The following is a 22,357-nucleotide window of genomic DNA, read 5'->3' as shown; positions in this document are numbered from 1 at the left end:
AATTAATTATGGTAATAAAAAAAGCCCTCCGGCGGCGCCGGAAGGCAAAAGAATCACAATTTATTGGATCGGTTTCAATTTTGCTTCAATTTCTGCTCTTCGATGCTCTAGATATGGCGGAAGAGCAATCGTTTGGCCAAGCTCATCAAGATTTTCATCTACCATAAAGCCCGGTCCGTCTGTTGATAACTCGAACAAAATGCCGTTCGGTTCTCTGAAATACAGCGCCTTGAAATAGTAGCGCTCAACTATGCCTGAATTGCTAAAGCCTTCGCGGCTGATGATCCGGTGCCACCCGGCAAGTTCTTCTTCATCTCTTACCCGAAATGCGACGTGGTGAACACTCCCTTTGCCTTGACGCTCTCGCGGAAGATCGTTTCTTTCTATTAAATGGATTTCCGTTGCAGCACCGCCTTCTCCTGATTCCAGAATAACGGCGGTTCCTTGCCCTTCGACTGGTTCACGGCTGATTTCTGTAAATCCAAGAATATTCGTCAATACGTGTAAAGTTGGTTCAGCATATGGCACAGTCAGTTCAACCGGCCCTAACCCGCGAAACGAAAATTCTTCCGGAATGCCGCTCTGTTTAACAGGCAGGCCATATCCTTTTCCTTCCTCATCAGCAGTCAGCACAAGTCGCTGCCCCTCATGATCTTGAAATGCCAATATGTCACGTCCGGCTCTTTTGGAGATGCCGCTGTGCGTTACTTGCTGCTCTTCAAAACGTTCTTTCCAGTAATGCAGGGCTTCTGTGCCTGGAACGCGCAATCCAATAGAAGAAATACTGTTTGTTCCCGCATGAAACGGTGCAATGCGGGGAATCTCGAAAAACGTCAGCTCAGTTCCCGGGTTTGCCACTTCATCTCCGTAGAACAGATGGTACATTGTCGGTTCATCCTGATTGACGGATTTTTTGACGAGCTTTAATCCTAATACTTTCTTATAGAAATCCAAGTTTTTTTGTGCGTCGGCCGTTAATGCCGATACGTGGTGAATGCCGTTAACTTTCATATGCTGTCCCTCCAGGTTATTTTATCTCGATTTCGAGATATCATATCATAATTGTATATTTATTGTTCTAATAACAAAGTATTTTATTCGCATGAGAAAGTCAACATATCAGCTTCACCGAAGGTTCGTTCATTTTCTGAATTCTCATCTCCCCTCTGTACCGGCTAAAATCCTAATACATAAAACACGAACTTTGTAAATAAAAATTATGAATTTTATTCGTTTATAGACCATTAAAACAGGTATTTCTACAGTTTTATCTGCTGTACACAAAGCAAATTTCGAAAATCAGAAAATTTATTTTATTTCACTTTTCTAAAATAGGGTTTACAATATGAAAAAATAGATTCTTCAACATGAAGCTTCAACATCATAGGAGGTTAAGGACATGCATACTGAAGACAACGGTTTGAAAAAAGAGATAGGCCTCTTGTTTGCCCTTACTCTTGTCATCGGAACCATTATCGGTTCTGGTGTTTTTATGAAGCCCGGCGCTGTGCTTGCTTATTCAGGTGATTCAAAAATGGCGCTTTTCGCCTGGCTGTTAGGCGGTATTTTAACACTGGCGGGCGGTTTGACAATCGCGGAAATCGGAACGCAGATTCCAAAAACCGGCGGGCTTTATACGTACCTTGAAGAAGTGTACGGCGAGTTTTGGGGATTTTTGTGCGGCTGGGTGCAGATTATCATTTACGGCCCGGCGATTATTGGCGCGCTGGGTTTATATTTTGGATCTTTAATGGCGAATCTTTTCGGCTGGGGATCTGGACTATCAAAAGTCATTGGAATTATAGCAGTTCTCTTTTTATGCGTCATTAATATTATCGGTACAAAATACGGCGGTTTTGTCCAAACGCTGACAACGATCGGAAAACTGATTCCGATTGCCTGCATCATCGTCTTTGGCCTTTGGAAAGGCGATCAGCACATCTTCACAGCAGTAAACGAAAGCATTTCTGATATGAACTTCGGGGCGGCTATTTTAGCTACGTTGTTTGCTTATGACGGATGGATTCTCCTTGCCGCTCTCGGCGGAGAAATGAAAAATCCCGAAAAGCTGCTGCCACGCGCTATGACGGGCGGATTATTAATTGTAACGGCGATCTATATTTTCATTAATTTTGCATTGCTTCACATCCTGTCAGCGAACGAAATTGTCACGCTTGGTGAAAATGCGACAAGCACCGCTGCAACCATGCTGTTCGGTTCAATTGGCGGAAAGCTGATCAGTGTAGGGATTATCGTCAGCATCTTTGGGTGCTTAAATGGAAAGGTGCTTTCTTTCCCGCGTGTTTCATTTGCAATGGCGGAACGCAAACAGCTTCCATTTGCTGAAAAACTGTCACATGTACACCCGTCGTTCCGCACACCATGGATTGCGATTTCTTTTCAAATTGCTTTGGCTTTGATTATGATGCTGATCAGCAACCCTGATAAGCTCTCAGAAATCTCCATTTTCATGATCTACATTTTTTATGTGATGGCCTTTTTTGCAGTGTTTATTCTCCGCAAGCGAGCAAAGGGAGAAAAGCGCGCCTACAGTGTTCCGCTTTATCCATTTATGCCAATTCTGGCAATCGCGGGCTCCTTCTTTGTGTTAGGCAGCACACTCATTACAGATACAATGAGCTGCGGATTATCCATCCTCATCGGCCTTGCCGGACTGCCTGTTTATTACGGGATGAAAAAACGAAAAGCAAGCTGATAAAACGGTTCCCTTGTTTAGGGAACCGTTTTTTGGTGAAACAGAAGATAAAAGTTGACAGGAAAAACACAACTTTTGATATACTTTTTACGTTAAGCAGAAAGTTTTTGCAAACTTGGGTCGTTTTTTTAAAGCGAAGTAGGTCAAAATAAGGAGACACGATTTATCAAAAAAGTCAAGATACGTTTTTTTCGACTTTACCTGTTTTTTTTCGACAAAAGGCTATATAATAATTTGATGTGTGCATTGTTCATTCAAACTATGGAGGGTTTTTAATGATAAGAAGAAAAAAAGATAAGTTCTCACTCCTTTTAACAGAAATTGCAAAGAACATAGACGAAACTGCAGAATATTTTGTGAATTTTAAGGTCACTAACCAAACGACTCTTAAAGAATTTGCAGATACGTTAAAGGAATATGAAACAAAAGGTGACAATCATGTTCATGTCATGATTAAAGAGCTTAACAAAGCGTTCATCACTCCTATTGAGCGCGAAGATATCCTTCAGCTGACAAACAGCTTGGATGATGTGCTTGACGGAATCGAACATTTCTCTGCCATGATGGAGATTTTCTCAATTACTTCATCAGACGAGCATATTGATAAATTCAGCGGATATATCAGAGAATGTGCGAAAGAGATTTTGATTACGATCGAGCTGCTGGCAGAAAATCGCTTAAAGGATATTCAGCCTCACGCAATCAAAATTAAAGAGTATGAGCACAGTTGTGACAACTTGCACAGAAAATCATTAAAGAATCTTTTCGGAAATGAAACAGATCCAATCAAAGTCATTCAATATCGTGAAATATACGAAACGCTTGAAGAAATCGCCGACTCTTGTCAAAGTGTTGCCAATAATCTTGAAACCATCATTATGAAAAACGCGTAACGAGGGGTAAAAATGGATATTCTATTAATATTAACGATACTAATAGTCATTTGTGCTCTGGCGTTTGATTTCATCAACGGGTTTCATGATACGGCAAACGCAATTGCGACTTCGGTATCAACAAAAGCGTTAAAACCGCGCCATGCCATTATATTGGCTGCTGTGATGAACTTTGTCGGAGCAATGACGTTTACAGGTGTTGCCAAAACCATTACGAAAGACATCGTAGATCCTTATACGCTGGAAAATGGCTCTGTTGTCATTTTGGCTGCGCTACTCGCTGCAATTGCCTGGAACCTTATCACATGGTACTACGGTATCCCAAGCAGCTCATCCCATGCCATCATCGGCGCTATTGCCGGTGCAGCCATTGCGGCAGCCGGATTTGCAGCGTTAAACTATAAGGGCTTCATTAAAATCATTGAAGCACTGATTCTATCACCAATTATTGCCTTTGTCCTTGGTTTTATTCTTTATAGCATCGTTAAGCTGATTTTCAAAGACAGCAACTTGGCGAAAACGAATAAGCAATTCCGCAGAGTGCAGATTGTAACAGCTGCCCTGCAATCGTATACACACGGAACAAACGATGCGCAAAAAGCAATGGGAATTATCACAATGGCTCTCATCACAGCGAATTTACATACTTCTGCTAATGATATTCCTACCTGGGTGCAATTCGCCTGCGCGACAGCCATGGGTCTCGGAACATCAATCGGCGGCTGGAAAATCATCAAAACCGTTGGCGGAAAGATCATGAAAATCCGTCCGGTAAACGGTGTTTCCGCTGACTTAACCGGAGCAGCCATTATTTTCGGCGCCACGTTTATTCATTTGCCGGTCAGTACAACCCACGTCATTTCTTCATCAATTCTTGGCGTCGGTGCGTCCCACCGCGTAAAAGGCGTAAACTGGGGTACGGCCAAGCGAATGCTCATTACATGGGTCATCACGCTTCCGATTTCAGCGACACTTGGTGCCATCGCCTACTTTATTTTAAATATGATATTTTAATGTCACACCGCTTCTGTCAAAGGAGCGGTTTTTTTGATGGAACAGGAAAACCATCCGGATCTCTCGAATACAATAAGCAGAACCTATTTCAGATGTGAGGGATTCGAATATGGTTTTATTCTTTCAGATCATGGTCTGGTGCATCGTGGCCGGACTGGGGTTATACGTGTATGCCACGTGGCGTTTCGAAGCGAAGGTCAAAGAAAAAATGTCCGCCATTCGGAAAACTTGGTATTTGCTGTTTGTTCTGGGCGCTATGGTATACTGGACATATGAGCCCACTTCCCTATTTACCCACTGGGAACGGTATCTCATTGTCGCAGTCAGTTTTGCTTTGATTGATGCTTTTATCTTCTTAAGTGCATATGTCAAAAAACTGGCCGGCAGCGAGCTTGAAACAGACACAAGAGAAATTCTTGAAGAAAACAACGAAATGCTCCACATGTATCTCAATCGGCTGAAAACATACCAATACCTATTGAAAAACGAACCGATCCATGTTTATTATGGAAGTATAGATGCTTATGCTGAAGGTATTGATAAGCTGCTGAAAACCTATGCTGATAAAATGAACTTAACGGCTTCTCTTTGCCACTATTCGACACAGGCTGATAAAGACCGGTTAACCGAGCATATGGATGATCCGGCAGATGTACAAACACGGCTCGATCGAAAGGATGTTTATTACGACCAATACGGAAAAGTGGTTCTCATCCCTTTTACCATCGAGACACAGAACTATGTCATCAAGCTGACGTCTGACAGCATTGTCACGGAATTTGATTATTTGCTATTTACGTCATTAACGAGCATATATGATTTGGTGCTGCCAATTGAGGAGGAAGGTGAAGGATAATGGAACGTGCGTTTCAAAACAGATGCGAGCCCAGAGCGGCGAAGCCGTTTAAAATCCTGAAAAAACGTTCAACCACCAGTGTCGCAAGCTATCAAGTCAGTCCGCATACAGCAAGAATCTTCAAAGAAAACGAACGGCTGATTGACGAGTATAAACGAAAAAAAGCATGATCACACTAAAAGGACAAGGGAAAACAGCTCTTGTCCTTATTCCTTTTCTTAAAGGGTGACATATAATAAATACAAACAGAGGATAATGTCAGGTGATACAGTGAAAAAATTGGTGAGGCGTGTGAAGTTTGTTGATTACGGAAGGTTTGGGCTTTCCGGGTACTCGCTTCGGGTGAGGGAGCGCAGTGCTGGAATTATAAAAAAGTTGAAGAAGAAAAAATAAATCCCGGAGCGGCTCCGGGATTTTTATGGTCTTTGATCAGCTTAATTGCGCTGCGATCTTCTCTTTCGTCGCAGGCCCGTAGATACCGTCAGCAGTTAGACCGTTAACAGACTGAAAACGGGCAACTGCGTCAGCTGTTTTCGGTCCGTAAACGCCGTCAATTCCGTTGTTAACAGCGCCTTTATCAGGGTAAAAATACAGAGCCGCAAGTGCTCGTTGCACCTGAAAGACGTGTTCTCCTGATGTATAAGGTGTTGTCAATTGAATGATACCATCAGGGAGCGGATAGAGCTCGGGTTTTTCAGCAGCCGATGGAGCACTTACAATTAATACTTGACCAACGCGAATAAGATTCGGGTCTTCGATATTGTTCCACTCTTGCAGCTGAGCAACCGTAACACCAAATGCTCTCGCTATAGATGTAAGTGTGTCGCCCTGTTTCACGACGTAAGTTTGGCTGCCGCCTCCCCCAATTCCTGCTTTGAACGAATCCCACGTATCTAACAATTTTCGCGGACATTCCTTCCCTGACCAATACTTATGAGGGACGACATTGGCGAGACTGATATTATGTTCAGCCATTAATGTTTTGATGAGCCACTGGGCATTTGCTGTTGCTTTTGCAAAATCGCCATCGGCATTTTCGCAAATTTCAATTCCAATAGAAGCCCGGTTGCCGCTGCCATTTCCGTCTCCCGCATGCCAGCCGTTTTCATTTAAAGGCAGATGCTGATAAATTTCTGTATCATCAACTGTAAAATGCCAGCTTGTCGTCGTATCAGGATTTTTCAAATAGCGGGCATGCGCTGCAGCATCTGCTCCTACTGCGGTATTCGCTGTGTTGTGCACCGTAATGTAAAGCGGCGTCATTGCGTAGCCTGGACGGTTATTTGCGCCAACCGGAATAAAGTCTTGAATAATGTTAACCATTTTCATCTCTCCTTATTTCGTCAGATTATTGTCCCTTAACAAGTCGCGCTGTTTTTTCCCTTTTTCTGTTACATAGTTGTTTTTAAACCAAGCGGCAAGTGTCGTTCCAATTGTAAATGCGATGGAACCGGCTGAATAAAGAGCGTCAGCGAGCTGATTGACCTGCTCCTCCTGAATGTCCAATGGTGATTTGCCGAGCATCAGCATGGTCTGGTTGATTAAAGCAATTAAAAGAAGCACCGTCCTGATGACCGTGCCCTTGTCAAACGTGTTCATAAAAATCCCCCTTTAATGCTGCAGCAGGCTGTACATAATGGCGATGGCTCCGCCAATGATGCCTGTAGACACTGCTGTAATGATGGCACCTGTGATGGTGCGTTTAATCCACGTGGTGTTTTCTTCAATTTTGTTTAATTTTTCGTTCAGCGTCATGATTTGCTGGTCTTGCCGGTCAGACACGCGTTCTAATGCGGAAACCCTCTGCTCAAGTGCTTTGTGCTCGCCTTTCATGTCTGCTAAATCCTGCTGAAACACATTCACGTCTGCCTCTTGCTGCATCTCTCACTCCTCCTTCACATGCAGATCACCTCCCTTCCGAGGGCCGAGACTATTATGAAACCGCGGTCCCTTTTACCGAAAGAGTACCGCCGGTGATACTGATAATCTCCATGATGATCTCCTTAAACCCTTTAATATCAAAGGCCCATGCCTCAGCTTTTCCTAATGTACTGGAGGCAGTGGTAGCATCATCAGTTTTCACGCCTCTGATCGGCAGTTTCTGTCCTGACACCGATTTGCCCCAAAATTTGACTTCGCTCATTTCTGCTGTGCCGTAGACTTCAACGAGTAAATGCGCGGCACCGTCAACAGGTAAAGCAGCCCCCTCGCTGGCGGACTCTGCATTTTCATGAAAGACAAAGTCAAATGTTTTGCGAGCCTCGACTTTCAGCCGTCCATCGTGTGTTTGATTCTCCGCAAAGTCAATCTGTAAAGGCGTTTTTTCATTGACACGCACATCCATCTCACCCGCACCGACTGATTGGTATAATACAAACTCAGATTGCTGAAGATTCCCGTTCACATAGCGGAAACGGTAATAGCGTTTAGAAAGATATACCCAGTCCGTCGCTGTCAGGACGCCTGCTGCGACATTAACTGCTGCTGTCGTTGTCCAAACATTGTTGTTGTCGCTTTCTTCTATAAAGAGCGTACCTTCACGATCTGCATACGCCCAGCCCTTCACTTTCGAAATCAGAACTGCGCCAAGCCTGTCCTGCCCGAGCTGACTGTATGCCTCAGTCGCCTTTAAAGCAGCATTTGTTAAAATCTCCGCTACGCCTGACAAATTCGAAACAGGTGTCACAAAATCATTTTTTCCTCCTCGATAGGGCTTTACAGCGCCGGCTTTTCCAGCCTTATCGAGAGGAAATTCATATTGATACTTCACCATCTTCATCCTCCTTTGATCTAAAAACAGGCAAAATAAAAAAGCCTTACATGGCTTTACCGGTAATTTCTTTATACTGGTCAGCTGTGATCAGCTTTTTGTTCACACCCTCTGCCAGATCCTGAATTGAACAGTCTTCATATGCTAAAGCCTGTTTCACCATATCCGTTGTCGCCCACTCATAATAGAGGGCAAGCACCCAATAATTCATTCAGCATAATCTCCTTTCAAGGAAAGTAATGATAGCTTTATATCTGACAACTCGTTCCCTAATGTTTTGTTCAGCTCTTCAAGCTGCTTGCGTGCCAGCTTTTCCTGTGACAATTCTTGAGCGAGAAGCTCCACCTGATCAGGCGGCTCGTACGGCGGATTTTTTTGCAGCTCTTCCCACCAGGTTTCGAGTTCTGCCTGAGTCGGCAACGGCGCCCGGAGATTCCATTTCTCAATGTATGAACCGTTCCCGTCATTACGCAATTCAAAATCCTTTCTCGATACTGCGTTTGGATACTTGTACATAATGGCATCATATAAGATCATAAAGGTACCTCCTAAACTCTCGGGTAATTTCTTCCGCCAAGCTCCAGAACATCAAAATAATTGAGAGCTCCATTCGAATCTGTAACATATCGTGTTACATCCCCGGAATAACCAACATAAACATAAATTTCAACATAATCTCCTGCATCAAGCGGAACTGTAACAGATCCAGTAACAGTTGCATTAAACTCATTATCACTGTTATTGGAAGGGGTAGGCATTCTAAATTGATTCATTAATTTATACTTTGTGCCGTTTACATAAACATATAATTCAAAATTGGAGTATCGCTCAGTATTTTCTATATATAAACTAGCACTGACTAAATGCATTCCTGCATGACTGGCTACAAACCTATTGTTTTTTGTATCAAACAATTTATGGCTATCTTTTATAATACGGTTATATTTAATTTTGTTATTTTCTCCTTTAATAAGGGCTTGACGCCCAGTAGTCCCAATATTAGCGTGAGCAAACCCTGATATCTTTTGCCACGCAGTCCAGCCTGAATCTGCCCACCAATGGCGGATCCAAGTCCCTACATGATCATAACTTCCACTAGTTGTGTCTGCATTTCCATAGAAATACTGAGTAAAGCGATAATTACTATGCTTTTCATTTTTTACAAATCCATAAGTGAGCGGGTATCCTGTAGTGTTATTGGCCCCTATGTCCATAAAAGTGATTCCGTATTTGTAATCATTTCCGCTTATTCTCGCATCTTGGATTGCATTTGATCCTGTTAGAACAGTTAACTTTTGATTTGTATAATTTGTTTCAACATAGTTTTTAGCATCAGCTAAAGCTTTATCCGCTTTATTTTGTGAACCTTCCGAATTCTCTAATATATACCACCCTGAATAATCAGTACCATTAACTGCTACCCTTGTATAAAGTGTTTTCGTAGAGATGCTAAACCAATCTTGACGTGTAGCCCATTTATTTGCAGAGGGGTAGATAATTAATAAACCTGTTCTGTTATCATTTAATGGAAATTGATTTTGCAAAACTGGATTTGCATTCATGTAATTAGTGTCTAAACGATAAGTGCCAGGCGGAAGATTTAAATCATTTGCATCGGTTATTGAATTTAATGGTCTAGTAATAAAGGCCGTGCTGTTAGTATAATCTTTTGATTGGTTTAAAGCAGTATCAGCTTTTTTTTGCGCACCATCAGGTGTCTCCTGCTTAACATTCTCAACATTTCCGAGACCCACTTGTTGTTTAGTAACTGAATGAGGATTAGTTTTATCATTTTCATGAAGATCTAATTCTGTTTGAACTCTATCTATAAAATCTGTTGTTGCAATTTGTTTCCATCCTCTAAATTCTCCATCAGTGTGAACCATTCCAATCCACATCATACTTCCCCAACTTTGGTAAGCTACTATTGTTTTCCTTCCTGAACCGCCTTCTACAATATCGTAGTTATACCAAGCTGCATCGCCTTCCACCGGGTTGTTTACAACTGACTGACCAACTGCACAATAAAATCCAGAAGATAATGTAAGAATATCTGTACCGTCTTGGAGTTGTATTCTTTTACCGTCGTCTCCAGTAAGTTTAATTAGTTGGGCAGCATTCCATTTGTTTCTTTCCCCTTCAGATACATGAACTTTAGAATTGCTTAAATGAGCATCAAAATCTGCTAGTGAGGCTTGTTTCACATTTTCGACATTCCCAAGTCCAACCTGTGCTTTTGTTACTTGGTTAGGATTATCTCTTCGTGCAGCAAAATTGTCTGTATATGCTTTGGCGTTTGCTTCAGCTTGATCTGCCTTATACTGGGCTCCGGCAGGTGTTTCCTTCGCATTCCATTCATCACGTTCTACTGATGTAATATGCCGGGTTGAATCATGATTATGTTCATTAAATTCCGTCTTTGAAGCCTGCTGCACATTATCCACATTCCCCAGCCCGATTTGCGCCTTTGTTGTGTTGTGGGGGTTGTTCATGTCGTTTTTGTGGGCAGCCAGGTCGGTGTGGGCGTCTTTTATTCCTTTTTCCCAGCGGTTGACGTCATCTTCGTTGATTGGGTCGTCCGGAAGCCAGTCTGTTTTTTCTTCGTATGCCATGTTTACACCACCTCAAAAGTAAATCTGAAATCGAGTGTTCTGTTTTCGCTGACGTCCAGGTCAGTCTTTCTCTCTGTGATCACATTGCCCAGCTCGTCAAAAATTTGTACCGTTTCAATATGCTTGATGTCTTCCTCACGTTTTGTCAGAACGGTGACTGTCGCACCGTCAATGGCGAGCTCTACTATTTCTGTTTTTTGGCCGTTGAGCAGCACGTGATCGATTCTGCTTTTTAGATCAGCCGCTGTGCGTTCTCTGTATATGGTTGAAATCAAGTTAAAACCACCTCATTGTTGTTAAGAGTGACAGAATAACCGACCTTGAGCTCACTGGCTGTTCGGTATCTGCGGTGATTCAGGATGACTGTATCTTTGATTCGCAGCGTCTCATTCAATCCGCCTCTGAGCGTATACGCCAAATGAGCGGGTTTCATGTTTTCTATCGCTTCGATCAGCTCATTCATGTGCTGGAGGTCATCAACATTGATATCGACGTTAAATCGGTATTCGCCGGGAAGCAGGCGGACCTGTGCAGACGGGTTTTTCAAGAAACGGTTTACCGCCTGCTCAATGGCCCTGTATGTGATTGGCGGGATGTTCGACATTTTGGAAATGAGCCGCAATCGTCTGATCTCATCAGTGTCGCCTGATTCCCGCGGGACGTTTAAAATTTTTTCCCAGCGGCTGAGCCCCCAAGTCGCCGTCGGTACGAATAACTGATCCGTCAGATCAAATATGCTGTCATTTTGTTTATCAAACTCAGGCGCTTCCGCTTTCAGCAGCTCGGCCATTTCTTTAAGGCTGGTGAGAAACGGCGGCAGATAAGCTCGCATGTCATCTTGTTTGCTCAATGATCTTCACCTGCCCAAGCTTAGGAATTTCCACGTCGCTCAGCACCAGATTTTCAGACGTGCCGTTGATTTGAATATTGGAGTAGTCACTGACTGATGGTGAATTATAGACGATATTGTTAATTTGAGAAAGGCGGATAACGTTGTCTTCAAACGCCATTTTTTTAAAGAGGTTTAAAACGCCTTCCTCAATTTCCGACTTCACTTCATCAATTGAGTGATTGATCTCAGGCAGCACTTCGGCAGAAATCTCAACTTCCTTCCAGACCGCGCTTTCCACCGTGACAACGGCTCCGATTGGCGCCTGTCCCTCTCCCTGTCCTGGTTCAGGGTCGATATAATCTTTCACTTTTTGAATTAAAATAGGAGAAGCGGGCTCAAGATTCGCATTGGTGACGACAATTTTGACCGTGCCTTCACCGTTCCAAAGCGGGAAGATCTTTGCCTTTCCCACACCGTCCACTTCCTCAGCCCACTCTTTATAATGCATTTTATTGGCACTGACGGCCTCACGCCGAACCCTTGTAAAATACCGTTCTCGCAAGCTGTCATCTCCCTCTTCCTCGCGCCCCGGAATCAGGATTTCTTTGACAATGGCCGTTTCTAAACCGGGAATGGTATCCAATGACAGTAAATTGCGTCCGGTCAGATTGGCGTTTCCCGCTTCACCAGGTGTTTCACAGATGAGCGTCCCGTCTGCCGTATATTGAAAATAAAGATTATCCACGTAAAAGCGGGAGCCGACAGGAATAGTAACTCCAGATGTAAACTCTCCCGCTCTGACCGCCTTTGTCGCGGCTGTCCGTTCAATTCCCGCTTCCGCTGCACGCCTGTCTAAAAATTCGCCTTGTGCGGTATCAGAAAAAACTAGCTCAAGCACAGTATCCAGCCATATATAAGACTTCGCAAGCTCGGCCGCCGCCGGGGCTAACGCATTATAAATGACGCTGCCTTCTCTTGTGTCAATATCTGCGGAAATGCTGTTCAGCATACGCTCCATAATCGCTTCAAAAGTCTGATCTTCAAACATCTTCGCCAATCACCTCCTCAATCTCAAGCGTTCCTTCATCCGTCTCCACCACGAAGGACACATGAAACGCGTCGCCTTGTTTTTCAATCTCAAAATCTGTTACAGCAGATATCCGGTCATCATAAACCAGCGCCTCTTCTATCAGTCTCGGAATCTCCATCTTTTTATACGCATCAGTCGTCTCATGATCTGTCAGCACGTCCTGAAGCTCGTTTCCGACATTATGGCTGTATATGGAATATGCATAGCGTTCTGTCTGTAAGGCGATATACACGAACTGCCTGATCGCTTCAAGCCCGGTAATCAGCTCATTCGTAATTCTTCCGTTTTCAAAATCTATTTTGTACGTTTGCGAGGTTTCAATGACTTCGCTCTCAACTTCAATATCTTCAAACTCCACTTCTGGTGTCAGGGCCATGTTGCCCACTCCTTTTACATGCTAAATAAAAACCCCTTCGTACTGAAGCGGTTTGTCTATACCTTATCTAAAATAAAAAACGATTGCCCGCCAGTCAGAGCCGCGGTCATGAGGCGATCCCCCGGCTCGAGTGCATCGTCTCCTCCGGACTGCATTCGTTTTGGGATAATGATGGCGTCTTCCGGTATGATCAGTTTGCTGTTTTCTTTTAATTTGATTTCCACAGGAGAAACCGAAACGACTTCAGCCGGGAGCAGTTCTACCGGAGACTCAGCGTCAACTGCGCCGACTGCCAAATGTTTTATAGCCTCACTTAATCTCATCAGGAAACTCCTTCCGGCATCGTATTCTTTTCGACAACATCGATCGTCATCGTATGTTTCGTTCCTTTAAATTCATGCCGGTCCGTATCTACCCAATAGGTTTTCTTGATGCCGGCCTCCGGAATCGAAATATAGACAGGCAAGCCGCTCTGCACTTCTGGGATGCCCACTGCCTGAATATTTTTCAGTTCTTTTTTCACGCCCTTTTTTTCAGCAAGGCGTACATCTGCCCGCTGCTGAAGCTGTGCCTGGTTGATGTCATCTGTGACCGTTTCCGTATATTGAAGCACACCGTATTTATTTAAGCCTGAACTGTCCTTGGCAGAGGCTTTATATGTCTTATTGTCCTTCTGCCGGCGAAGCACCACCCGAGTAGCAGTGTCGTTTATAGAAGTGCTGTATTGGTAGCCCGTGATATTGACGCCCGTTTCAAGCACCCATACCTCTGACGGATCTGGCCAAGCGCGCAGGCCGAGCTTTCCTTTTTCCGAATACAGCTGGTAATGTCGTCCTGTCTGGCTTTTCGTCTGTTTCAGCGCTTTTAATATGATGTCATACAATGTCGTATCATTTTTAATGACAAGACTTTTGATCGTATGGCCTGTGTTTGCGATCGAGGTTGTCGGTATCTGGAAGTCACTCGCAATCCTTCTGATGATCTGGTCGGCCCGCTGATTGGAAAACACGTACATATCCTGGTTTTTGACCAGGTACTGCAGCATGTCATAAGCGCTGAAGGCAAGCGTATGCTCGTCCGGGGTTCTTGCAAAAACAATGCCCCGAAACAGCTCTTTTCCCTTCCATTTAAACAAGACCGTATCTCCTTCTGAGACACTGTAATACGTCTGGTCGCCCTGCTTGGTGACGATGGTTGCTTCAATGGAACGCGGCGCCTGATAACGATGGCCTTCAAGCGATACGCTTTCTGCAACCAGCTCAAGCCACTCTGTGTCTTTAATGACGAACAGTTCTATCATCATACATCACCTGTTTCATTGCGGTATCTTTAATTTTTGGCCGGGAAAAATCCAGTGGCCCGGCTGCCTGATGTTCCGTTTGCTTCGTTTGATCATTGCTGTTTTATTGGCATTCCAAATTTTGCGCCATTGGGTGCTGTTCCCGTAAAATCTGCCTGCAATGTCCCATAGCGTGTCTCCCTTTTTCACTGTGTACGTCTTCGGCGCAGCCTTCGACGGACGTTTTGCCTTTGTTTTTTTCTTCTGCTTGATTTTCCGCGGGGAAGCGGTTTTGTATTCTTTTAATTGAATATCAAAGGAACGATCACCTATATCCTGCTGGCCTTCGCTATAGGAAAAACCTTCAATACTGCATGTTAAATTCACTTTAGTTCCCGTAATCAAAAACTGAACCGGTTTTTTGGCCTTCATCCATTTTTCAATTTTTGTTATCGCATTTTCCGGCGACGGGAAGTTTTGATATTCTGCTATCGGACTGTATTTCTTCGGAAAAAAAGAAGAGAACGAAATTTCTTTCGCTCCCTGCTCGTCAATAAATGTAAGGTCACCGAACTTGGCTACTTTAACCGTCTCATTCTGAACTGTATTTGAAATACTCAGCTGGTCGGGAAGAACGGGGAGCCGCAGCTTGTCCTTCCCTTGTGAAATCCAAAATTCATATACGGATTTAGTCAAATGCAACGACTCCCTTCGTTCCAATATTGATATCCTTTTGCAGTTCATCTATAAGCGCCTGCTTGATCTTCGCCGCTAGGCTTTCGGCGTCTTGTCCATTATGGAAGTGCTGGTCACCGTTAAATTGAATATAAATCTCTTTTGATCCAGAAACCGCTGCAGTCGGCCGGCTAGCCGAGGTAACAGCTGAAACTTGTCCTGAAGAAAGCTCAGACTGCTGGGATTGAGACGGATCTGTCACTTCCATACCAAGAGCCTGTGCCGCTCTCTGAAGAAGGTAGCGACCGCGGATGCCCCGTTCCTCTGGGATGATCCATTCCCGCTTGTTTCCTTCACCGACACGGGCAATTTGTTCTTTCGTGATCAGCCCGCCGTTTGCATAACCGACATAAGGACCGCCACGTTTCAGGCTTTTAATGCCAGGTACATTATCAATTGAGCCGTATCTGCTTTTGATATAGCCGATCGCGGCAGCAGCGTTGTGAATCGGATTTCTAATGTTACCCATGCCCGGTGCTTTATGAGCATTAAATGTGGTTGGAACTGTCTGCATGAGTCCTTGTGATGGATTTCCCGCCTTCGCGTTGCTATCCCACAGGTTAATAGAGTTCGGGTTGCCCCCTGATTCATACTGTGCAATCGTCATTAATCCCGAGAGCCAGCTCAATGGTGTCTTTGTGGCCATTATTGCTGCCATAAGCCACTGTTTCACATTTCCCCCTACTGCACCCATTCCGGAATAAGCAGCTGCCAATGAACCGGCTTGTTTTTCTGCGTATTTTTTCACATCGACAGAATCCAGTCCTTTTACAACACCGACAGAGGCAAAACGCCCCAAGCTCATCATGACTCGAGAAGGTGAATGGATATCTAATTCTTCACGGAAAGCCTGCTCCACTCTCTTGGCCATATCCTTTGCTGCTTGTTTTACTTCACTGGATTTAGAATTCATGCCTGTCACAAAGTTTCCAATCAAACCGGAGCCCCAGCTGTTCGATGTGTCTTTTGAACGCAGGAACGGTTTGTCAACATGTGTACTCACATACTGTGCAGTCCCTGTTTGGGTTGAATTTTGTCCTTGCGCAAAGCCTTTGACCGTTCCTGTGCCCCATGAAGACGATTTGCTCACAGTGGCTTGGAACGGCGTTTTAACTTTTGATTGCAAAAAGCCGTCTGTTCCGGTTGCAGTGCCGCTTTGGCCCTTGGCATACCCACTTACCATTTGTTTACCGTAATTTGGTGAAGCAGAAATCATTTGTGTAAATGGTGTATTGATGTTTTTCTTTTTCCAGTCTTCCATTTTGACCGGCTGATCGCTGATGCCTTTACCAAAGCCTTCTGAAAATTGCTGTCCGAGTGTGGACGCTTGGCCTGTAAGATTTGCAGTGTTCATTACTGGGGAGGCTGTGCCTGATAGAGGACTGACAGCTGCTCCTCCTGAAACAGATGCTGGACTTCCGCCAGAAGACGAAGCTGCGCCCATGTCGTCTACAACTTGCATACCCAGCTTAGACGCCGCTTGTGAAAGAAGCATCTTCCCCCGGCCTCGGTTGTTATCAACCGGGATAACGAATTCCTTGCCGGCTTCACCGATCCACGAGATGGTTGGTTTGGTGATGTAGCCGCCTGTGGCGTTCTGATCTAGTGCTTGTTGAAAAACAGTCATATTATTATTTGATGGAGATTGAGCAAAAATGTTATTAGTAGTTGGTTTGGAACTAGTTTTTTTCTCTTTCGAATCCTTTTTGATTGGTTTTTTCTTGAGGTGAGTAACTTCTTCCCCCCTGTGTATTACTTTTGCAACGAAACCACCAACTGAATCTTTTAAATCGAATAGCCATTGAAATTTCTCAGCAATTTTCTCTGATACTTTAACCAATGGATCTTTCACATGTTCATTAAACCAAGTTTCAATTCCATCCCATGCATCCTCAAAAAATTTCCTTGCATCATCGAATTTTTCTTTTATTGAAGTTTTAATATCTTCTACTTTTTTGACGATCGGGTTCCATACATTATCATAAAACCAATTCGATACTCCTGTCCAAATATTGGAAATTATTGTCCATGCATCATTGATCTTACTCCAAATCCATGTTGCCGCAGTGGTTACGGCTTCACTTACAGGATTCCACACATTGTCCATAAACCATGTTGAAACAGTAGACCATATGCCTGAAATAACCGTCCAGGCGTTGCACAATCCAGTCCATATCGTTGTAGCAACATTAGTAACTGCTCCGCTTATTGGATCCCACACGTTATCCTTAAACCACGGGTAGACAATGTTCCATACTGCCAATATGCCATCCCAGGCATAGGCAAACAATCCTACTATAAAATTAATTACAGGTACAGCAACATTATATATAGGTGTAAACACATACTGGTCAAACCAAGTTGAAACTTTACTCCATGTATCTTCAATCCAAGTAATAGCCCCATTGGCAGTATCAGAAATGGAGTTCCATTTTCCACTCCACCACTCTTTGTTAAATAGTGAATTGCTTATGCTCTCCTTTAACTTAGAAGTATCAAACATCTTACCAATGTTCTTACCTGCTTCTTCGCCGCCGATTCCGCCTACTAACCCGCCGCCAATTCCGCCGATTGCGCCGCCGATTGCTGTACCTTCCGGACCAACGAAAGATCCAATCGTTGCACCAGCTTCCGCTCCGGCTGTTGCACCAGCTTCCGCTCCGGCAATACGTCCTCCAATTGAACCAACCTTTTCGCCAGCATTATCTTTATTGATTCCAGCTAAATCAAACACTGCTAAAGCAGATCCTACGTATGGAACAGCCTTTCCCATTCCTCTGAACGCTTTACCTAGTTTAGATGAATCCTTCCCTAGCGATTTTAAGCCTCCAAGCCAGTTCTTTAACTTGGAACCCGAGGTCCTAGGTGCACTTTCAGCAGGTGTGCCGCTCTGGCGTCTTCTTATCACCTCTCCAGGAACCTTGAGTGTTCTGTTTGGAGCCTTTGTGGGACTTTTCTTTTTTCTATAGGTTTTTTTATTTTTAGTGCCCGGGCTGATACCGCCTTCACAGCAGTCACAGCAACAATTTCCTCCTGTATTACGGTTAAGGACTTTTTTATCTGTGTCAGAATTTTCACCAGAATCGTCCTTTTTTTGTGGTCCTAGAATTTTATCAATGATCTTATCAAACACATCATTTTTCAGCTTTTCTATCAATCTCTCTTTGAAACGATCCAAAAAAGCTTTGCCTATTTCATTGAGCGTATCTTTGATCCAAGGCCAAGCTGATTTTGTCCACCAATCCTTCAGCCAGCCTTTTATTTTTCCGACCCATCCAGGTTTTTGATCTGAGTTTTTATCAGAGCCTTTATCTGAGGATTTGTCTGATTCTTTCTTAGAAGTTTCTTTGTTAATCAGGCTTTCTTTTTTATTGATTTTGTCTGATATTTTTGTCTTAACAACCACTTTTACATAATAGGTTTTTTCAAATTTCCTTAGAAGGGCTGTTAATCGATTAACTGTTTTGGTGATTTCATCGATGACCTTTAGTTTTACTGTGTATCCGTTTTTCAAATTTTTCTTAATATAACCGATAATCCTTTTAACTGTAGAAGTAACCTTGTCATCTGGAATCAAAAGGAATGATAGCTTTTGATTAGAAAGCATCTTCTTTATTTTTTTATACGCAGCTGCTGTCCGATCTACCAAAGAGACAGTCAGCTTCGTTTCTTTCGGCAGCCGTTTAAGTTTTCTTTCAATTGCATCAAGCTTTGAAGTGACTTGGTCATCAAGTACAACTTTAATTTCAAGCGATTTCGCGAATTTCAAAATGATATAGTCGTTTATTTTTCTCAGCCGGTAAAATGCCTGATCTTCCGCTCTGATACTGATTTTGATTTGCCGATTAATGGTTTTGACTTTTTTTTCGACCTCTTGGAATCCTTTATGTATCCGTTTTAGTTTTTTAGATACCTTGTCTTCGAGATCAAAACGGGCTGTTAATTTTGCGATATTAGTTCCCTCCTCTCCTTGATTCTTTTTCTAATAGATCTAGCTTATAACCTATCAACCCAAATAAAAGAGCTTTAAAATGTTTTGGTGCTTCATATAATTCAAGAAGTTGGGATGGCGAGTAATGAAGCTCATGCATTGCATAGTACAAATACACAGCTTCCTTATCGCCATCCTTTACTAGTTTTTTGCTTCTTCTTCTAGATCTTCAAGATCATCTTCAAAACCATTGATTTCAATTGCTTTATTCAGCCAGTTCGCATACTCTCCCCCAACAGATAATACACGTTTGGCAACTTCTACCGGATCCGCAGTTTTGTATGCTTCCCTTAAATCTTTTGAACGAAAATCAGGATAAATAGTAGATTCGATGGCAATTCTCGCATAAAAGCGCTGGGAGTCTAAATCTTTGACACGGCCGCGGCCTTTCACATTTTTAAATGTGGTGTTTTCTTTCTCTAATTCATCAATCCGTTCAGTAGTAATTGGTTTTAAAATAAACGGAATGACATTCCCTTTTTTATCAACAAAACGCTTTGAGATCGGCACTTTGATTTCCTCAGCTTCAATTGTTTTTCCCGGCATAAAAAAGGAAAGATCATATACGTTTTCGTTCTTCTCGCTCATGTAAAAAAACTCCCTTGTCTATTGTTTGGTTTCATCTTTAAAAAACAGACCTTTCTGAGAAAGGTCTGCGTATGGGCTGATTCAGCTTTGATTAAAACGTGTCAGATAGCTTTTCAGGGACGTCGAAGTCTTCGAATGTAAATGGAACTTCTTCCTCTAACGCTTCTGAATCGACATCAAGGCTTGCGATTTTGGCAGAGTCAAAGTTGACGTCGTACAGCGTGACTCGCTCTGTGCCCCGGCCGGAGGATTGATCATCCAGCACAGCTTGGAGCGTGAAATAAGGGTCGCTGCCTTTTTTGACATAGTCCATCATCAATAGCACGAATTTTGATGTGACTTTGTAGAACGTCGCGGTCCCTGTTCCATTTGCCCCTGTTGTTTTATGGCCTGTCATGCGGCGGCCCATAATGTTGACTTCAGACTTGTTTTTCTCGACGTTTGCTTCAAAAGTTTTGATGTGTGCCATTTCCTCACCATCGAGGAATAAACGGCCTTCTTTTCCTGAGATTGTGTTTTGTGCTTTTAATGCCATATTAGTTTACCTCCACATTAAAGTAGAATTTTTCTGCTGCGTCGACAGGCTGTACAGCCAGGTCAATCAAGAAGCCGTCACGATCTTCATTCATTGAAATTGTGATATCTTCATCGGAATCAAAGCCAGTGATGCCGCCTGCGTCCTGAAGCGTTGTCATGTATTGTGTGATCATCGTTTTTACATACTGCAGTCCGTCTTCAGATGCCGGGATATCGCTTCCGCTGCCTTTTCTTGATTTAATTAAGGCTTTCAGCTCGCGTGTTAAATCATTATTCACAGCATCCAGGACACGAACGATTTTGTTCTTCGCAAATTTCTTGTTTTTCTCAGCTGTGAACGTCACGAGTGAGTTAATATCCTTTTCTACGCTGACGGATTTATCACGGGCGTCGAATGTGAATAAAAATTCACCTTTACCCAGACGTTCAACAATCGTATCGTGGTCAAGGCGGTGTAACACATCAACTGCGCCTTCGTACTCTACAAATGTAAGTGATTGGTTAAAGGTTGCTCCTGCACTCGCTCCAGCTACCCAAGCTGTTGCTTTGTCCGGTGTAACTTCCGTGCCATCTTCAAGCAGCACACCCTCGGTTACGTTGATGATGCCTTCATAATCACCGGCATAATTGGCTGTGACGCCTTGCACTTTTTGTCCTTGGCCGTCGCGCAGGCGTTTAATGAAAGCAGCAAACGTCGCTTTCAACTGGTCACCTTCTGCAACAGGCAGCGCAATCACATCAAAGCTCTCCGTTTCAGCCGCGGCTAAGAAATCTGTATAGTCGGAGTTGACAGGGGCTTTATCCGTACCGCCGGATAAACGGATGCCCGCGGATGCATTCAGCGTCTCAGCTGCAGTGTCTCCTTCTGATCCAGTGAGAGGAATCGTTGAAGAAAGATCGCCTGTTCCGGTAAAAGTGACATAGCCGTTAGCTGTTAATTCTTCAGCCTTTTTGACAGTCTGTTTATCAACCTCTGATTCGTCCATATATGTTGTCACATCGAAAGAATTAGCATCCAGCACATTTTGATTGATGCGGATGATAATGTCATTTCCTTTTGTTCCGCCATATACTGCAGTTGCTTTGACGCCTTCAGCAATATCAGCAGACGCTCGGACACCTTCGGTTAGACGGTACATCAATACCGTTTTCGCATTTTTCTTCGCTTCACGCAGCAGCAATAAAGACGGGTCATCAATGCTGAGGCCCACTTTTTTGTTTAGGTCTTCAACGCTGGAAATGGAGACGAACGTTTTCGCTTCGCCCCAGCTTGAGGCGACCGGAAGTGCGACTGTTCCCCGTTCACTGAGTGATACCCGCTCCTGTGCCGTCGTTTTAAAGTTAAAATAAATGCCTGCACGTTCTTTTTCTTTGCCTGTTGTAAATGTTCCGCCATTCATGATGACATGACCTCCTTGGTTAGAAATGTTTGAATCAATTGGTTGGCTTCTGATTTCGTCATACGTGGTTGATCCACGCCAAATAAAGCCCCCTGAAGAATATCCGGCTTAACGCCGAACAGTTCCTTCGCGTGCTTAATCAAATCCGCTGTATCAAATAGAGCTTCCCGGCTCTTTGTATGTACAGCCTTCTTCTGTTGTTTGTCCTTTGACACCGTTTATTTCACCCCGCTGTTCATGTCGATATCCTGTAAGACAGGCTGTTCTGTTTTGTGATAATAATATCTGCTGCTCCACCTGATCACCATGGCCGCCTCGCCCCTGTCCCCTACCCTTGTCTCGATTTGGGAGATGCGAACCATATCCCCCGTCTTCTCGCCGGATTCACTCAGCAGCGGAATCATATTTCTCGCTTCTCTGATGGCATCCGCGAGCCTGTCCGCTTCATCCAGCGCCTGAACGGAGTCCAGATGAAACAGTTTCACATTGAGACTGTAGGTTTTTTTAAATGTGGAGACCGTATCTGTTTCCTCGAAAACAGATGGTGGCGGGACATATAACGACGGCACCTGAAAGTGATCAGGAAGCTCGCGTTCATAAATGGGAACAGACCACCGGCTGTACAAAAACGCCATGATCGATCCTGTTTCACTGTTCATCCTGCTCCT

The 22,357-nt window shown here is 43.7% G+C and carries 28 protein-coding genes; 6 read left to right on the top strand and 22 right to left on the bottom strand.

The window, feature by feature from the left end:
- Positions 1–60: 60 nt before the first annotated feature.
- The gene (locus tag NST22_RS06985; RefSeq protein ID WP_003245086.1) at positions 61–1,011 is read right to left on the bottom strand and encodes a ring-cleaving dioxygenase; all 951 of its coding nucleotides are present in this window, start codon (positions 1,009–1,011) and stop codon (positions 61–63) included.
- 388 nt (positions 1,012–1,399) lie between these two features.
- Here NST22_RS06985 and steT point away from each other — a divergent pair, with 388 nt between their 5' ends.
- The 6 genes from steT (at position 1,400) to spoIISC (ending at position 5,872) form a co-directional block, all read left to right on the top strand.
- Positions 1,400–2,716 carry a serine/threonine exchanger gene (steT, locus tag NST22_RS06980; protein ID WP_003244819.1) on the top strand — a complete coding sequence of 439 codons (1,317 nt, stop codon included), beginning with the start codon at positions 1,400–1,402 and terminating at the stop codon, positions 2,714–2,716.
- Positions 2,717–2,991: 275 nt separating this feature from the next.
- Positions 2,992–3,609, top strand: coding sequence for a DUF47 domain-containing protein (locus NST22_RS06975; protein WP_003218470.1), 618 nt, complete (start codon positions 2,992–2,994; stop codon positions 3,607–3,609).
- Positions 3,610–3,621: 12 nt separating this feature from the next.
- Positions 3,622–4,623 (top strand): inorganic phosphate transporter, encoded by a 1,002-nt coding sequence (locus NST22_RS06970; protein WP_003232642.1) that lies wholly within the window; start codon positions 3,622–3,624, stop codon positions 4,621–4,623.
- 109 nt (positions 4,624–4,732) lie between these two features.
- Complete coding sequence (spoIISA, locus tag NST22_RS06965; RefSeq protein ID WP_003244695.1) at positions 4,733–5,479, top strand: toxin-antitoxin-antitoxin system toxin SpoIISA; 747 nt, start codon at positions 4,733–4,735, stop codon at positions 5,477–5,479.
- Positions 5,479–5,649, top strand: coding sequence for a three component toxin-antitoxin-antitoxin system antitoxin SpoIISB (spoIISB, locus tag NST22_RS06960; protein WP_003232646.1), 171 nt, complete (start codon positions 5,479–5,481; stop codon positions 5,647–5,649). Before spoIISA ends, spoIISB begins: the two co-directional genes overlap by 1 nt.
- 85 nt (positions 5,650–5,734) lie before the next feature.
- The gene (gene spoIISC, locus NST22_RS06955; RefSeq protein ID WP_003232648.1) at positions 5,735–5,872 is read left to right on the top strand and encodes a three component toxin-antitoxin-antitoxin system antitoxin SpoIISC; all 138 of its coding nucleotides are present in this window, start codon (positions 5,735–5,737) and stop codon (positions 5,870–5,872) included.
- A 36-nt stretch (positions 5,873–5,908) separates the two neighbouring features.
- Here spoIISC and NST22_RS06950 read toward each other — a convergent pair whose 3' ends face one another.
- From NST22_RS06950 to NST22_RS06850, 21 genes are all read right to left on the bottom strand, one after another.
- Positions 5,909–6,802 carry an N-acetylmuramoyl-L-alanine amidase gene (locus tag NST22_RS06950; RefSeq protein ID WP_003245230.1) on the bottom strand — a complete coding sequence of 298 codons (894 nt, stop codon included), beginning with the start codon at positions 6,800–6,802 and terminating at the stop codon, positions 5,909–5,911.
- Positions 6,803–6,814: 12 nt separating this feature from the next.
- Positions 6,815–7,078, bottom strand: a complete 264-nt coding sequence (locus tag NST22_RS06945) for a phage holin (protein WP_003232653.1) — start codon at positions 7,076–7,078, stop codon at positions 6,815–6,817.
- Between the two features lie 12 nt (positions 7,079–7,090).
- Positions 7,091–7,360 carry a hemolysin XhlA family protein gene (locus NST22_RS06940; protein ID WP_003232655.1) on the bottom strand — a complete coding sequence of 90 codons (270 nt, stop codon included), beginning with the start codon at positions 7,358–7,360 and terminating at the stop codon, positions 7,091–7,093.
- Between the two features lie 52 nt (positions 7,361–7,412).
- Positions 7,413–8,252 carry a phage-like element PBSX protein XepA gene (gene xepA / locus NST22_RS06935; RefSeq protein WP_003245597.1) on the bottom strand — a complete coding sequence of 280 codons (840 nt, stop codon included), beginning with the start codon at positions 8,250–8,252 and terminating at the stop codon, positions 7,413–7,415.
- Positions 8,253–8,295: 43 nt separating this feature from the next.
- Complete coding sequence (locus NST22_RS06930; protein WP_003232658.1) at positions 8,296–8,460, bottom strand: XkdX family protein; 165 nt, start codon at positions 8,458–8,460, stop codon at positions 8,296–8,298.
- Positions 8,457–8,786 (bottom strand): XkdW family protein, encoded by a 330-nt coding sequence (locus NST22_RS06925; RefSeq protein ID WP_003232660.1) that lies wholly within the window; start codon positions 8,784–8,786, stop codon positions 8,457–8,459. Before NST22_RS06925 ends, NST22_RS06930 begins: the two co-directional genes overlap by 4 nt.
- An 11-nt stretch (positions 8,787–8,797) precedes the next feature.
- Positions 8,798–10,861 (bottom strand): phage-like element PBSX protein XkdV, encoded by a 2,064-nt coding sequence (locus NST22_RS06920; protein WP_003244681.1) that lies wholly within the window; start codon positions 10,859–10,861, stop codon positions 8,798–8,800.
- 2 nt (positions 10,862–10,863) lie between these two features.
- The gene (locus NST22_RS06915; protein WP_003232665.1) at positions 10,864–11,136 is read right to left on the bottom strand and encodes a hypothetical protein; all 273 of its coding nucleotides are present in this window, start codon (positions 11,134–11,136) and stop codon (positions 10,864–10,866) included.
- Positions 11,133–11,711: a YmfQ family protein gene (locus NST22_RS06910; RefSeq protein ID WP_003244743.1), complete on the bottom strand. Its 579-nt coding sequence runs from the start codon at positions 11,709–11,711 to the stop codon at positions 11,133–11,135. Before NST22_RS06910 ends, NST22_RS06915 begins: the two co-directional genes overlap by 4 nt.
- Positions 11,695–12,741: a baseplate J/gp47 family protein gene (locus tag NST22_RS06905; protein ID WP_003232669.1), complete on the bottom strand. Its 1,047-nt coding sequence runs from the start codon at positions 12,739–12,741 to the stop codon at positions 11,695–11,697. Before NST22_RS06905 ends, NST22_RS06910 begins: the two co-directional genes overlap by 17 nt.
- Positions 12,734–13,159 carry a DUF2634 domain-containing protein gene (locus NST22_RS06900; protein ID WP_003232671.1) on the bottom strand — a complete coding sequence of 142 codons (426 nt, stop codon included), beginning with the start codon at positions 13,157–13,159 and terminating at the stop codon, positions 12,734–12,736. Before NST22_RS06900 ends, NST22_RS06905 begins: the two co-directional genes overlap by 8 nt.
- A gap of 56 nt (positions 13,160–13,215) precedes the next feature.
- Positions 13,216–13,482 carry a DUF2577 family protein gene (locus NST22_RS06895; protein ID WP_003244812.1) on the bottom strand — a complete coding sequence of 89 codons (267 nt, stop codon included), beginning with the start codon at positions 13,480–13,482 and terminating at the stop codon, positions 13,216–13,218.
- On the bottom strand, positions 13,482–14,459 hold the full coding sequence (locus tag NST22_RS06890) for a phage-like element PBSX protein XkdQ (RefSeq protein WP_003245730.1): 978 nt from the start codon (positions 14,457–14,459) through the stop codon (positions 13,482–13,484). Before NST22_RS06890 ends, NST22_RS06895 begins: the two co-directional genes overlap by 1 nt.
- Before the next feature lie 15 nt (positions 14,460–14,474).
- Entirely contained in the window at positions 14,475–15,134 is a 660-nt protein-coding gene (locus NST22_RS06885) for a LysM peptidoglycan-binding domain-containing protein (RefSeq protein ID WP_003232674.1), read from the bottom strand.
- Complete coding sequence (locus tag NST22_RS06880; RefSeq protein WP_010886493.1) at positions 15,127–19,125, bottom strand: transglycosylase SLT domain-containing protein; 3,999 nt, start codon at positions 19,123–19,125, stop codon at positions 15,127–15,129. Before NST22_RS06880 ends, NST22_RS06885 begins: the two co-directional genes overlap by 8 nt.
- Before the next feature lies 1 nt (position 19,126).
- Positions 19,127–19,276, bottom strand: coding sequence for a hypothetical protein (locus NST22_RS06875; RefSeq protein ID WP_003239113.1), 150 nt, complete (start codon positions 19,274–19,276; stop codon positions 19,127–19,129).
- A gap of 29 nt (positions 19,277–19,305) precedes the next feature.
- Complete coding sequence (locus NST22_RS06870) at positions 19,306–19,752, bottom strand: phage-like element PBSX protein XkdN (protein ID WP_003232676.1); 447 nt, start codon at positions 19,750–19,752, stop codon at positions 19,306–19,308.
- Between the two features lie 91 nt (positions 19,753–19,843).
- Complete coding sequence (locus NST22_RS06865; RefSeq protein WP_003232677.1) at positions 19,844–20,287, bottom strand: phage tail tube protein; 444 nt, start codon at positions 20,285–20,287, stop codon at positions 19,844–19,846.
- A gap of 1 nt (position 20,288) precedes the next feature.
- On the bottom strand, positions 20,289–21,689 hold the full coding sequence (locus tag NST22_RS06860) for a phage tail sheath family protein (protein ID WP_003245369.1): 1,401 nt from the start codon (positions 21,687–21,689) through the stop codon (positions 20,289–20,291).
- Positions 21,686–21,904: a hypothetical protein gene (locus NST22_RS06855; RefSeq protein WP_003232679.1), complete on the bottom strand. Its 219-nt coding sequence runs from the start codon at positions 21,902–21,904 to the stop codon at positions 21,686–21,688. Before NST22_RS06855 ends, NST22_RS06860 begins: the two co-directional genes overlap by 4 nt.
- Before the next feature lie 3 nt (positions 21,905–21,907).
- A complete protein-coding gene (locus tag NST22_RS06850) occupies positions 21,908–22,348 on the bottom strand; it encodes a phage-like element PBSX protein XkdJ (RefSeq protein WP_003232680.1) in 441 nt (146 codons plus the stop codon).
- Positions 22,349–22,357: the final 9 nt, after the last annotated feature.

The organism is Bacillus sp. PS237, from assembly GCF_037963345.1.
GTDB classification, from domain to species: domain Bacteria; phylum Bacillota; class Bacilli; order Bacillales; family Bacillaceae; genus Bacillus; species Bacillus subtilis.
The sequence above is the reverse complement of the archived record's forward strand: the minus strand, read 5'-3'. Positions and strand labels throughout refer to the sequence as shown.